The 14,217-nt window shown below is 45.9% G+C and carries 11 protein-coding genes; 6 read left to right on the plus strand and 5 right to left on the minus strand.

Annotated elements, in window-relative coordinates:
• Positions 1-67: 67 nt before the first annotated feature.
• Positions 68-973 (minus strand): restriction endonuclease, encoded by a 906-nt coding sequence (locus ACO08K_RS11140; protein ID WP_421796470.1) that lies wholly within the window; start codon positions 971-973, stop codon positions 68-70.
• A gap of 348 nt (positions 974-1,321) precedes the next feature.
• On the opposite strand from ACO08K_RS11140, the gene ACO08K_RS11145 reads away from it, so the two are divergent.
• The 6 genes from ACO08K_RS11145 (at position 1,322) to ACO08K_RS11170 (ending at position 10,370) form a co-directional block, all read left to right on the plus strand.
• Positions 1,322-2,401, plus strand: coding sequence for a hypothetical protein (locus ACO08K_RS11145; RefSeq protein ID WP_421796471.1), 1,080 nt, complete (start codon positions 1,322-1,324; stop codon positions 2,399-2,401).
• A gap of 164 nt (positions 2,402-2,565) precedes the next feature.
• Positions 2,566-5,352, plus strand: a complete 2,787-nt coding sequence (locus ACO08K_RS11150; RefSeq protein WP_421796472.1) for a DEAD/DEAH box helicase family protein — start codon at positions 2,566-2,568, stop codon at positions 5,350-5,352.
• Positions 5,353-5,942: 590 nt separating this feature from the next.
• On the plus strand, positions 5,943-7,430 hold the full coding sequence (locus tag ACO08K_RS11155; RefSeq protein WP_421796473.1) for a restriction endonuclease subunit S: 1,488 nt from the start codon (positions 5,943-5,945) through the stop codon (positions 7,428-7,430).
• Positions 7,427-7,855, plus strand: coding sequence for a hypothetical protein (locus ACO08K_RS11160; RefSeq protein ID WP_421796474.1), 429 nt, complete (start codon positions 7,427-7,429; stop codon positions 7,853-7,855). The genes ACO08K_RS11155 and ACO08K_RS11160 overlap by 4 nt, the downstream gene beginning before the upstream one ends.
• On the plus strand, positions 7,809-9,338 hold the full coding sequence (locus ACO08K_RS11165) for an N-6 DNA methylase (protein ID WP_421796475.1): 1,530 nt from the start codon (positions 7,809-7,811) through the stop codon (positions 9,336-9,338). The genes ACO08K_RS11160 and ACO08K_RS11165 overlap by 47 nt, the downstream gene beginning before the upstream one ends.
• A 396-nt stretch (positions 9,339-9,734) precedes the next feature.
• On the plus strand, positions 9,735-10,370 hold the full coding sequence (locus ACO08K_RS11170) for a hypothetical protein (protein ID WP_421796476.1): 636 nt from the start codon (positions 9,735-9,737) through the stop codon (positions 10,368-10,370).
• A 12-nt stretch (positions 10,371-10,382) separates the two neighbouring features.
• Here ACO08K_RS11170 and ACO08K_RS11175 read toward each other — a convergent pair whose 3' ends face one another.
• The 4 genes from ACO08K_RS11175 to ACO08K_RS11190 all read right to left on the minus strand — a co-directional run bounded on the left by ACO08K_RS11175 (position 10,383) and on the right by ACO08K_RS11190 (position 14,206).
• Entirely contained in the window at positions 10,383-12,071 is a 1,689-nt protein-coding gene (locus ACO08K_RS11175; protein ID WP_421796477.1) for a hypothetical protein, read from the minus strand.
• Positions 12,055-13,293, minus strand: coding sequence for an ATP-binding cassette domain-containing protein (locus ACO08K_RS11180; RefSeq protein ID WP_421796478.1), 1,239 nt, complete (start codon positions 13,291-13,293; stop codon positions 12,055-12,057). Before ACO08K_RS11180 ends, ACO08K_RS11175 begins: the two co-directional genes overlap by 17 nt.
• Positions 13,290-13,574, minus strand: coding sequence for a hypothetical protein (locus ACO08K_RS11185; protein WP_421796479.1), 285 nt, complete (start codon positions 13,572-13,574; stop codon positions 13,290-13,292). The genes ACO08K_RS11180 and ACO08K_RS11185 overlap by 4 nt, the downstream gene beginning before the upstream one ends.
• Positions 13,575-13,882: 308 nt before the next feature.
• Positions 13,883-14,206 carry a hypothetical protein gene (locus ACO08K_RS11190; protein WP_421796480.1) on the minus strand — a complete coding sequence of 108 codons (324 nt, stop codon included), beginning with the start codon at positions 14,204-14,206 and terminating at the stop codon, positions 13,883-13,885.
• Positions 14,207-14,217 lie beyond the last annotated feature (11 nt).

The following is a 14,217-nucleotide window of genomic DNA, read 5'->3' on the forward strand; positions in this document are numbered from 1 at the left end:
TCATTATTCTGGAGTTTTACCAACCGTGGAGGCGCTTGAACTTACCATTCTCAACCTCTAATCGCCCCTACCCATTCACCCCTAAAAAATAAATCGGCTGCAGCGGCAGCATATTCTTCTCCTCATCCGTCATTTTGGAATAAAACTCCTGCCAAAGACTGACAAAACGCTCCAAATTAATCAACTCCACATGCCGATGAGATTCACGGGCATAACGTTCCGATTCCGAAGTAAACCTTCCCGAAGTCACAAACAAGCCCACATCCCCTGGTTTGTTCAAATTCGCCACCAGTTGTTTGACCACATCTACCGAAACCGCGTCATTGGGGCGATGCTTCACCTGAACTTTCATCCTCGGCTCCCTGGTCCCCAGCGGATCAGAGTACGCCACCACATCAATCCCACCGTCTTTCCCTCTTTTGGCATTAAAGGAAATGAAATACCCCATGGCGCGCAGCAGTGTAGCCACCAAATCCTGGAATTCGTAGGGGTTTTTGGCATTGATGTAGTTTTGAATACCTTCCCGCGCCATTTCTTCGTATTGGTCCAGCAGGGCAACTTGCTGTTGTGGCGAATCAACTACCTCCGGTGAGTCCACTTCTTTTTCTTCTTTTGCGTCGGTACTGCTGGTTTTCCAGACCCGATAAGCCTTGCTTGCAGTACGCATCATCTCTTCGGGACCAAGCTTCATGGCTTCTTCTCCTTCCGGCGTCAAAATCCAAAGGCCTTTTTGTTTCTGCATAAACCCCGCCTTGATGCAATCCACACTGTAAAAGTGCAGCATCGAAATCCAGCGGGTATATCCCGTTTTTTCATACCGCTCAGTTTCCCACTCTGTCAGGTTGACCTTGGACGGGATCAAAGCCTGAATATCGCGACTGCGCATTTCGCCGCCATTTTCCTTTAAAATCAGAAATGCAGCAAAAATGACCTTGGCTGCTGTCTGTATCGATTTCCCTGCTTGTTTGGCCATAATTCCTTGGCTTTTTGCTTGATTTACGTTGAAAAAACAAATAGATTACATCTTAATTGCCTTTTTTTCGATCGCATAAAAATAAAAATTTTTGCAAAACCCAACACGGTGTAACCTTTTTACCACATTCCTCGTAAAAGCATGGAATCACAAAACCGCCTATCCCTTTGGCAAGGTGGATGAAGTGCGCTCCACTATTTCAAGCTGCTTTTCTTAAAAAATTAGGCGTTGATAACCCTGTTGAATTTCTTTTGCTACCTATTTAATTTGGATTTCGGGAAAGACATTTTGAGAATGAAACCTTTGAGCAAGATTTTCGTAAATGAATTGTAATAAAAAAATGATAAAATGAAATTAACTGAATTGATTCGTGACTTAAAAAAAAGTCCACTGTTTTACATGTTCGTTTCTTCAAGAGAACTGTTTCATACCAATTTTTGGTATTGGTTGAAAAAATTAAATCCGGTGGAGATGCTTAAACTTTTCTCTGATCAGGAATTTGTTATTGATGATGGCACCATTTTTTCTCGAGAATATAGGCAAGGGAGAAAAGAAAAAAAGGCAATCATAGACTTGGCCATTCACCACCAAAAAAAGCCAATAATCGTTATTGAAAACAAAATAAAAGATTTCCCAACCCAATCCCAACTTAGTCGAATTCAGGAATCCTTTAATGATGACAATACCATTAAATATATTCTGGTCACTTTATTCTGGCAAAATGATTTAAAATTTGAAGGTTGGGAAACTGTTTCTTACCTAGAATTATCTCAAAGGATCATACCGGAAAATTTCGTATCAAATGAAAATGACCCACATAAAAAGATTTACTTTCAAAATTTAATCCAAGATTATAAGGCTTTTACATCAAAGCTTGCAGAAATAGCGATGGAGTTAAAAGTCAATCAGGAGTACGATTTTGCAAAAAGCCATAAAGGTGATTTGTTTCAAATTTTAAATGAATCCAAACTTTGGGAAGGGTATCAAAAGCTCAGGGCTAGCCACCTTATTCAATGCTTTTCAAATAGTGGGTACTACAAAGATTTGTTTGGTAAACTTCCTATTACCCTTAATTATAGTGTAAATAATAAAAAAGCAACACTTGACTTTTTTTTCACAATCCTTAAGGCTGAAAATATTAAGTACACCATTGGGATTCAAATTGAAGACAATCAATTTAGAAGCTTTGTGAATGGAAATTATGGAAAACAATTTGCCGAAAAGTTATTGGAAAAAAATCTATTTTTTGACGCAGCATATCTAAGCAAAAAGAAGCGCGAGTCCTTTCTTAAATATGGAACTCATTTCAAATATCAATACACTGAAATCGAACAACAATCTTTTGAAGACCTATTTCGGAAGATCAACGCAAAGCTTTCAGAAATTTTAAAATTCAAAGAAGAAATAATTGCATGTATTCCCGATTAACATTTAAAAATATCTTCTGGTCGGCGGGAAAATTGATTGCAGCAATACAACCCCACATAAAACAACAGCAATTATCCGAGATTAAATTGTTCACATAAATGTTATTCTCTACCTTTATACACCAACCCCATAAGCTTCTAAATTCCTAATAAATCAAGAACCACATGATCAACCAAAATCCTGAACAACGCGCCCGTGACCAAATCGACCAGCAGTTACTGGCGGCAGGATGGTTGATTCAGGATCAAAAAAAGCTCAACCTGGCCGCAGGGCTGGGTGTAGCCGTGCGGGAATACCCCACCGACGTTGGTCCGGTTGATTATGTGCTTTTTGTGGGCGCTAAACCCGTTGGAGTCATTGAAGCCAAACGGGAAGAAGAAGGCCAAAAATTCTCCGCGCACGAAGTCCAGGTGGAAGCTTATGCCCAAGCCAAACTCAAACGCCTGAACAATGCTCCGCTACCCTTCCTGTACCTGAGCACGGGCGTGATCACTCGTTTTGTGGACAGCCGTGATGCCAAACCACGTTACCGCGAAGTATTCACTTTTCACCGCCCTGAAACCCTGCAACAATGGCTCCGCCAACCCAAGTCGATTCGGCGGCGCATGCAGGAAGATTTTCCGCTGCTCGACACTACTGGCTTGCGCGATTGCCAGGTGGAAGCCATCAATAACCTCGAAAGTTCATTCAAACAAAATCGCCCCAAAGCCCTGGTACAAATGGCCACGGGCTCCGGGAAAACCTTCACCGCCATCACCGCCGTGTACCGCCTACTCAAACACGTACGCGCCAATCGTATCCTGTTTTTGGTGGACACCAAAAACCTGGGTGAACAGGCCGAAGGTGAATTCCGCAAATACCAACCCCAGGACGACAACCGCCTTTTCCCGGAATTGTACGGCATCACCCGCCTGAGCAGTTCCTTCATCCCTGCCGATTGCCAGGTGTACATCAGCACTATCCAACGTTTGTATTCCATCCTCAAGGGCAGCGAACTGGACGAAAGTGCCGAAGAAGAAAACCCCAACGAAATCCGCAATACCGTCCGCGAGCCCTTGCCCGTGGTGTACAATCCCAAAATTCCGATCGAGTTTTTTGATGTGGTGGTCATCGACGAATGCCACCGTAGCATTTACAACCTCTGGAAGCAGGTGCTCGATTATTTTGACGCCTTTCAGGTGGGTCTGACTGCCACGCCCGACAACCGGACCTTTGGATATTTCAACCAAAACGTGGTGTCGGATTATGGCTACGAAAAAGCGGTGGTAGATGGCGTATTGGTGCCGTACAATGTTTACAGCATTGAAACCCATATTGGTAATACCGGAGCGGGCTTCAGCATGGGGCAGGTAGTTGACAAACGGGAGCGGCTCAGTCGCCGCAAATTTTGGGAAACGATCGATGAAGACGTGACCTACAGCGCCAAACAACTGGACAAAGACGTGGTCAATCCCAGCACGATTCGGGTAATCGCGCAGGCCGTCAAAAAGCTTTTGCCTACCATGTTCCCCGATCGCTACGACCCACAAGGCCAGTTCGAGGTGCCCAAAATGTTGATTTTTGCCAAAAGTGACAGCCACGCCGAAGACATCATCGAGATCGTGCGCGAAGAATTTGCCGAGGGCAACGATTTTTGCAAAAAAATCACTTACCAAAGCAAAGAAGACCCCAAAACCATCCTGTCCTCCTTTCGCAACGAGTACTATCCCCGCATTGCCGTCACGGTGGACATGATCGCCACGGGTACCGACGTGCGGCCGCTGGAAGTGCTGCTGTTTATGCGCGACGTCAAAAGCCGCAGTTATTACGAGCAGATGAAAGGCCGGGGCACCCGCACCTGCTCCCTGGAAGAACTCAAAGTTAAATGTTCACCGAGTGCCAAATACGCCAAAGACCATTTCGTGATCATCGACGCGATTGGGGTGGAACAATCCCTCAAAACCGATAGTCGCCCACTGGAACACGCCCCCCACCTCTCGCTCAAAGAGGTGCTGCAAAACGTAGCCGTGGGCAATCGTAGCGAAGAAATACTCAGCACCCTGGCCAATCGCCTCCTGCGCATGGACAAACAAATCAGCGAGTACGAGCGCCAGGTTTTTGCCGAAAAAGCTGAAGGCAGAAGCATCAACCAGGTGGCCCAACAATTGCTGCAAGCTTACGACCCCGATGTACTGGAAAGCCTGGAATCACAACTGCGCAGCGCCCAACCTGGGACGGCCCCGGCACAAATTGAACAACAAATCCAGGACCAACACGAAGCCATTATTGAGCGCGCGGTAGCCGTATTCAACAGCCCCGATTTGCGCGATTTCATCGTGGATGTGCGCCGCAAACTCGACCAGATCATCGATACCCACAACCTCGATCAGGTGATCAAAAGTGGCTGGGTGCAAGACCAAAAAGTGGCCGCCGAACAGGTGGTGCAAGACTTCCGCAGCTGGATCAGCGAGCATCGGGACGAAATCACCGCCCTGCAAATTTTCTACGATCAGCCTTACCGCCGCCGCGAGCTGACCTTCAAAATGCTCAAAGACCTGGCCGAGCGGATCGTACGCAACAAACCCGCCCTGGCCCCCGGCAAGGTCTGGCAAGCCTACGCCCAACTGGAAAAAGCCAGCGGCCAACCCAAAAACGAAATCGTCGCCCTGGTCAGCCTGATCCGCCGCATCCTGGACATCGACCCACTGCTAACTGCTTATGATAAAACGGTGGACAAAAACTTCCAGCAGTGGTTGTTCAAAAAGCAGGCGGGTGCGCTCAAGTTCAACCGCGAACAAATGGACTGGCTCTACCTCCTCAAAGAACACATCGCTACTTCGGTACACCTGGAGGTGGACGACCTGGATTTCACGCCCTTTGACGCGAAAGGTGGGCGGGGGAAAATGTGGCAGCTGTTTGGGACAGAGATGGAGGGGATTATTGAGGAGTTGAATGAGGTGCTGGCCGCGTAAGCGATACTGAATTGTGTCTACAGTGTCGACACAATTCAGCGTCTATTTAAGTGCTAAATCCCCAAACTCACATTATTTTAACTTAAGTTTGAGGCCGTAATTTTTGAAATTTGTGCAAATGGGCCAATGTTTTTTGTCGCGGAATCGATATGGTAGCGTGCATTTGTCTCAGAACCCCCAGCACCTGAAGGCAGAGTCGATTGGTTCTGTTCTTTTCACGCAACGGGAGCCCCGTTAGGGGCGCTATATGGGTAGTAAACAACAGCCCCGATGTTTTCCCGAGTCCCGTAGGGACGTGATGTGGGTATTTAGATAGCTATGATGCCCACATCACGTCCCTACGGGACTCGGGAAACTCCGGAAATCACCATTTACTACCCATATTGCGCCCCTAACGGGGCTCCCGTTGCTCAAAACAGAACCAATCGGACCTATGTCGGGGGTTGACAGACCTCAGCACAATGCTGCGCTAAACGCACTTGACCCAAGTTCACGGGCTTAAATGAATGAGATTGCAGAGGATTGAAAATTGTCGCGCCACTGTCACGACAATTGAACCGCATTTTTGATTCAAAAACAGGACAATTGGAATGAGTAAAAGGATGGAATTGCCTGAAGGGTGGGTGGAAGTAGAATTGGGTAAAGTTTGTGAAAAAGCGAAAATTGTTCAGCGGAAAAACGTTGAACCTGAAAGCAAACTAATTTATTTAGACATAGGTGCAATCGACAGCGTAACCAATCAAATAATCCGCCATAAAGAATATACATGGAAGGATGCTCCTTCAAGAGCTCAACAAATAGTCCATAAAGATGATATTCTGTTTTCAACGGTCAGAACATATCTAAGAAATATTGCTCAAGTTGAAACCAAATTATACGATGGACAAATTGCTTCATCGGGTTTCACTGTCATTAGGGGTAATCCAGTAGCCACTAATCCTAAGTTCTTGTTTTACCTTACTCTTTCCCAGTCTTTTTTGCAACCATTGAATGAATTGCAAACAGGTACTTCTTACCCAGCAGTAAGAGACAGCGATGTTTTTTCTCAAAAAATCCCCCTTCCCCCCCTCCCCGAACAACACCGCATAGTCGCCAAAATCGAAGCCCTCTTCACCAGCCTTGATCGGGGCATCGCCAGCCTCAAAACCGCCCAACAGCAACTCAAAATATACAGCCAAGCCGTGCTAAAATGGGCCTTTGAAGGGAAATTGACAGAAGTATGGAGAGCCCAACAAAAAACACTACCAGACGGTAAAGAGATATTAACACTTCTGAAATCTGAAAAAAAGGAGGTATGTCAAAAAAAAGGAATAAAGCTTAAAGACACACAACCAATAAGTTCCGAAGAATTATCAGAATTGCCTGAACTCCCAATTCAAATGGCTTGGGCAAGGCTTAATGATTTAATATGGTCAGTAAAAGATGGTCCTCATTATAGTCCATCCTATCAAGAAAGTGGAATTCCATTTATTTCTGGAGGAAATATTAAACAAGACGGGATAGATTTTAAAAAAGCAAAGTATATATCAGTTGAATTACATGAAGAATTATCAAAAAGATGTAAACCCGAAAAGGGCGATATCCTGTACACAAAAGGTGGAACCACCGGAATTGCAAGAGTTAATACTTATGATTTTGAGTTCAATGTATGGGTTCATGTTGCAGTATTAAAACATTTGCCCAGTATCAACCCTTTTTATTTACAGCATGTATTGAATTCACAACATTGTTATAACCAATCTCAGAAATACACACATGGCGTTGGTAATCAAGACTTGGGACTAACAAGAATGATATTAATAACATTGCCAATATGTTCATTGGAGGAGCAAAATCAAATTGTCGCCGCCATCGAATCCCGGCTCTCCGTCTGTGACAAGCTTGAAGAAACCATTCTGCAAAGCTTACAACAAGCCGAGGCCCTGCGCCAAAGCATCCTGAAAAAAGCCTTCGCTGGGCAGCTGGTGCCACAAGACCCCAATGATGAGCCCGCCAGTGTGTTGCTGGAGCGGATACGGGCGGAGCGACTAAAGGCTACGACAGGCAAAATTGTAAAAAATAAAAAAAGTGATAAATGAACGAGCAGGAATTAAAAGAAGTCTTCCTACGAAAAAAAGCCAAAAAAGACCAGGACGGTAATTTTCTGACTGGTTTTACCCCAAAGGTTACTTTTGAACAAGTGCAGGATCACCTCCGTCAAATTCCAGAAGTTTGTGCCCATTGCGGCCTTACACCTCAGGAAAGTGAGCGGCTTTTTGAATTACAAAGAACCAAAGTGCGCAATGATGCCACCAGAGGCGGTCGACGAGGAAGGCGTCTGGAGTTGGATCGAATCCAACCAGAACTGCCCTATGATCAGATCGACAACCTGGTGTGGAGTTGCTATTGGTGCAACAATGCCAAAACCAATTTTTTTAGTCAAACTGAATTTGAGCCCATTGGCAAAGCCATTGGTAATGCCCTCAGACAAATACTACAACAAAATGAGCAACGAACCCAATAACACCTCCTCCATCATCAGCAAAGTCTGGAGCTTCATGACCGTTCTGCGCGACGACGGCGTAGGCTACGGCGATTACCTGGAACAGCTAACCTATTTGTTGTTTTTAAAAATGGCCGACGAGTTCAGTCGCCCGCCCTACAACCGCCAATTGCCCATCCCTCTGGAATACAACTGGCAAAGCCTGACTGAAAAACGGGGAGCTGAACTAGAAGTGCATTATTCCATCCTCTTGCGTGAGCTCTCCCAATCCAGGGGCATTTTGGGGCAAATTTTCACCAAAAGCCAAAACAAAATCCAGGACCCAGCCAAGCTCTACCGCCTCATCGACATGATCGACAAGGAGCAATGGAGCACCATGGGCGCCGACATCAAGGGCAAAATATACGAGGGGCTACTGGAAAAAAACGCAGAAGACACCAAAAGTGGTGCCGGGCAATACTTCACGCCGCGTGCGCTCATCCGCGCCATGGTGGCCTGTGTGCGCCCCGAGCCCATGAAAACCATTGCCGACCCGGCCTGTGGTACCGGAGGTTTTTTCCTGGCTGCTTACGATTTCATCGCCGATCCGCAGCACTACACCCTCGATCGGGAGCAAAAGGAATTCCTCAAGCACCAGACTTTTTTTGGCAACGAGATTGTAGCGGGCACCCGCCGCATGGCGCTGATGAACCTGTTTTTGCACAACATCGGCGATTTTGAAAGCGACAATTTTATTTCCCCCGCCGATGCCCTGATTTCCGACAGCGGTCTACGGGTGGATTACGTGCTGGCCAACCCGCCCTTCGGCAAAAAAAGCAGCATGACCTTCACCAACGACGAGGGCGAACAGGATACAGAAGACCTGACCTACAACCGCTCCGATTTTTGGGTGAGCACCAGCAACAAACAGCTCAACTTTGTACAACACATCAAAACCCTGCTGAAATCAACCGGAGTCGCCGCTGTAGTACTGCCTGACAATGTGCTGTTTGAAGGTGGAGCGGGGGAAACCATCCGCAAAAAGCTACTTGAAACGACCAATCTACATACCATCCTGCGCCTGCCCACGGGCATTTTCTACAAACAGGGGGTGAAGGCCAATGTGCTGTTTTTTGACAACCAATCCGCCTCTCGCGAGCCCTGGACGAAAGAGATCTGGTTTTACGATTTCCGCACCAACATCCATTTCACCCTCAAAAAGAACCCACTCAAATACGAGGATTTACAGGATTTTATCGCTTGCTACAAACCCGGCAATCTCCAACGCCGCCAGGAAACCTACCACCCCGAAACCAATCCGGAAGGTCGCTGGCGCAAGTTCAGCTACACCGACATCGTCACCCGCGACAAAACCAGCCTCGACATCTCCTGGCTCAAAGACGATAGCCTGACCGATCTGGATAATCTGCCAGATCCGGATGTATTGGCCTTTGAAATCATTGAGAACTTGGAAGCGGGAATTGAGAGTTTTAAGGAGATTATGGGGGAAATTGGGGGGCGGTAAGGTTTTACGGCTTGGTTCACCGGGAGATTGCTTTCAAAAAGATTTTTGACGACGTGATGGGCAAACAACGCAAGAACGAATTGGACCTTTATCGGTTGTTGTCGCAGGATGAGAGTTTTAAGGTGGCGATGTTGGATACGTTGAAAAGGATTTTGAGGGCGTGAGGGGGAATTTTTTCTAACGAAATACTTTATCAATTCGTAACTATTTAGCAGCCGCCTGTGGCGGGATTTTTCACCACGAAGACACTAAGGCACAAGGACACAAAGACATTAAGCGCTAAAATGTTGTGTCTTTGTGTCTTTGTGTCTTTGTGGTAAAAAAACTGGGATACAATAGCCACCGCAGGTGGATGGGCGCTAAATACGTACATCAATTCAATAAAATCGAACCTTTATGTTGAACAATTTCCTTGACAACTTCCCCATTTCAAAATTAATCCAAGAAGCCGAATCACTGCAAATCGGCAAAGAGAAAGAATATTTTACGAGCTATCAGGAATTCATCAACTACTTCAAAGCTATACAAGGACCAATTTCAAGGCACCACGTTGTAATCGGAATATCCTTTACTTACAGCTGGATGCCAACCATCCTCGAAATAGCCACAAATCACCTGGACGATGCGACAGGGATATTGAATGAGGCCAAATCTGGAAGTAGCCTTGGTAAACCTGAATTGGAAACCCTGAAAAAATGCTTCAATAATTCCTTGGTGGGCAGCTCCAAACTGCTACACTTTATCGATCCAGAACGCTTCCCTATCTGGGACAGCCGGGTGTGTAGGTATTTGCTGGGCCGAAAACCCCACTCCTATCTCGTTGAAGACGTAGACCATTATTTGGCTTATCTGGCTTATTGTGAACAACTCGTCAGTAGCGAAGGTATTGATGAACTGCAAAAAAAAGTAAAAGAAAAAGTAGGTCAGGAGGTTTCCAAAATGAGGGTGATTGAGTTGATTTTTTTCTTGAAGGGGCAAAGGCCTGCCACAACTGCATCTGAAAATACAGTAGTGGCTGAATCGAAAAGTTAAGCCCCTCATCCTTCACCGCGTCTTCGGCATGGCTTGGACGTAGGGGACAATGCAGGCGGCTAGCAGGCCGATTAGTTGTGCACCGTAAAAGGCAGTATCGATGGGGAAGCCAATTGGGTAAAAAGTGTCCCATTCGCCCAAGTTCAATGCGCCCAGTAAGATGAGAAACACTCCCAAGAACACCATATTTACGGCGGCGAAAAATAGGTAACCTTGCTTCTGTTGCCACAACATCCCGAGTAAAAGCAATAGCCCCATCAAAGGCATCGCCAGATATGTTATAAGGTGAATCAATTTCCAAACCGCCTCATATCTATCCATATCCTCCACTTCAAAAACTTGTAAACCAGACCAGGCAAGAAAAATCATAATCACCAGCTGAAACAAATTGTGTGCGGATACCCAGGGCAGTAAAAGCAACAATGCCCCTATTAAAAACAGGTAATAAGGCAAATGCCAAAAATAACGCCAAAAAATCCCCTCTTTTAAAAACTGTCGGGCATGTTCTACACAACGTACTGCATCTTCAATCTTATTAGGTAAACTTGGAATAACAACTAGCCGATTATTTTTATAAAAAGTATCATTATTATTGATCAGTTTGTATGCAGATGCTTTTGGGTGCTTTATCCGATTATGGGTAACTTTATAATAAGTGGATAGCACAGACAGATCTGACAAATCCGGCCGATACGATAGAAACGACTGATCCGACCAATAAGATCGGTTCGAAAGATACGAAAGATTCCATACATACGACTTATCCGTCTGATCCGATAGATAAGATAGAAACGCCAGATACGACCTATCCGACAAATAGGATAGATACGACTGATCAAACTGATTCGTTCGAAACGATAGATACGACCGATACGGCTGATTCGTCCAGTATAACGAAATCGATCGATCAAACAGAAACGACCGATACCACAAATCCGATCGGTCTGATAAGGTCGATAAATCAGATCGATTCAATAAATATGACTGAAATGACTTAGCCGACGGAAACTCCAGATTTACAGAGATAAACCGCTTTTCCCAATAAACTTTATCCGTTCGATAACGCGATTTCAGCCAAGTTCCTTCTTTGTCCCTAATACGTTTAAACACCTCTTCACGTTTCCTAAAGAAAGATAAAGTATCTGCAGGTATGAAACTTGTAGTATCTTTTGCCAGGAATACAAACCCATACGGATAAATTCCACTTTGTTTAAAATCCTGCAAATCCCGCTCCGGCATCCAAAGCCACGCTGTTTTAACAATTGTCCCCATCCGAAAAGCCGCCGCAGTGATCCCGCATAAAACCCAACAGCATCCCGCATAAATCAATAAGCAAACCACACTTTGCTGAATGTGATAAAAAAATGGCCTGTTTTGAAATTGCCGATACATCCAGATACAAGCAAATGCCACTACCAACAGCAAAGGATAAACGTACAATCCATCATAAGCGAACTCAATAGGTTTGATCGGATCCACCACCCACTGATCCAGATTTATGTATTTTTTATTCACAAACTCTCTTGTCGCCCAATGCACCGGATACAATAAGCCCGCTCCAAACAACAGTGGCGCACCAACCAAACTATAAAATAAGACCCAATGCACCCCAGTGTACCAAATCACCGGATAACGCTCCCGCAGGTATTGGTCCAAGCGCTGCAAAAAAACAGGTACCAGCCACTTAGATATACTCTTCATAAAAGCGGGTTTTGACGGAAGAACTGATGTCGCGGAAATAGGTGATCACCATTTGTTTTTGGCTCAGGAACTGCAAAAAATCCTGGCTCGATACACTCAAGTCGGTAGATAGTAACCAATTCAGGCCATTGTGCCAGAGCTTATGGTAGGCCAGGCCCTGCAAGGCCGCAGTCAAAGCGCTATAGTCGAGCGTTGAACCAAATTCAAATACATTCACCCGGCGGTTTTTGCCCCAGTCTTGGCTATGCCCCAGATTTTCCACCTGTCCATTGCGCATGAACAACATGTGATCCGCCACTGCTTCAACCTCGTGCAGGTGTTGCGAACTGAGCAAAATGGCCAATGGATGCCGCAGGCTGTGGGCCAGGTTTTTTAAATCATTCAGTACAATCAGCTGGGTTTTTACATCCAGATAGGCCAGGGGCTCATCGATGATCAGAAGTTGGGGGTTCCAGATGAGGGCCTTGGCCAGGGCAAAACGCAACTTGTAGCCCCCGGAGAGTTCGGCCCAGCTTTTGTCCAGATGTGGGGCCAGGCCCAGGCGTTGTACGATGTAGTTTACGGCCTTTTGATTCTCCTCTCCTTTTAGGCCATGCTGTACTGCTTCCAGACTGAGGTTTTCGGAGAGGGAGCCCAGCCAGGGACTCAGTTCTTGTGGTACGTAGGCAATGTGGTTTTTTAGCTGTGGCCAAAAAGGTTTTGGTTTGGCGCTGAACAGCGGGTAGCGCAGTTCCCCGGCATCGGCAGCCAGTTCGCCCGCTAAAATGCGGAACAGGGTGGTTTTGCCCGTAGCGTTTTCCCCCACCAAGCCGGTGATTTCACCCAGTCGCAACTCCAGTTTCTCCAGTTCCAGGCTGAATTTGCTGCTGGCATAACTTTTCCGCAAACCACTCGCTTGCAAAACCAGGGCATTGGGCACTGGCAAAATCTTCATGCGTTCGGTCAGGGCGTTTTCTTTGGCTCGCATGGCGTTCAGAGCGACGGGATTGTAATCTTGTACCACCCTTTGCGTCAAGGCTTCCAATTGTTGCAAAGCTGATGCTTTATCGACATCATCTGGCGCCATCATCCACTGTAGCTTGGCAAGAATGGCTTCATCTTCCAATTGTGGATTTGCGGCGTATTGTTTGCTGAAATCAATCAAAAGATCGGCTCCGCGCTCTGGTTGCTGTCGCAAGAGCTCCAGGATGCTCGCTGCTCGTTGTTCTAGCTGCTCGTTCATGCGGCGGAGAGGTTTTGGGTGATCAATGGAAGCGTGTTTAAGATACGCAGGGCCACGCCATTTTTTTCTTTCACCGCTTCTTTGAAGTCGATTACGCCGTTGAGTTCAGATTGGTAGACGACGTAGTAGGTGCTGCTGATGAGTAGAGCTGTATTTTCCTGATCCTGGCAAAAATCACGGGTAAGGTCGATCAGCCGCTTCAAGGCCGCATCAAAATTGGCCACCGAAACGTAATACTTGATCTCCTCTATCCGCTTGACTATGTCGTTTGCTGGAATCAAATTTTTACTTTAATTGAGCTTTTAAATCCTATTGTTGTATAGGTTATTATTTTTTACGAATATAATCATAAGTTTTGTATTGGCAAGCGCTCTGTCAACATTTCACTTTGTGTCCTCCGTGTCCTCTTCTTTTTCCTTTGTGCCAATAAAAATGCCGCTTTGGTGATTTTTGTGAAGATCCGAGATAAGCATCTGGGGGACAGTTCAACCGCTGCCGCGGTTGCGAACACCTATCCCGTTCCTTGTCCCCGGACGACCGGGGCTATTCTGAATTTAACCGCTCCGCGGTTAGTTGTAGTGCTTAATATTTACTTCTTCATCATTTCCTTCAATTCCTCAATTCCTTTCAACACCTCCCCCATTTTGCCTTGCAAGTCTTGCAATTCCGCCTTAATCATTTCGATGTCGTCACCACCTGTTGAGCTTTCATTAAAGTCCAGGTTGTATTCATTTTTCAGCAGGGTCAATAAGCGCAAGAAGGTTTTTTGGTTGGTGCCACGCAGCGCCATGCTGACCATGGTTTGAGTAACCTCCAGTTTTTGGGCCAGGGTTGTTTGGTCAAGATTAAGGGACTTGAGTGTCTCTTTTACGCGAGTATGAACGGTCAAATCAGCTGGTGCTTTTTTGGGCATTGAAAATATTT

This window comes from Haliscomenobacter sp., assembly GCF_965225875.1.
Classification (GTDB): domain Bacteria; phylum Bacteroidota; class Bacteroidia; order Chitinophagales; family Saprospiraceae; genus Haliscomenobacter.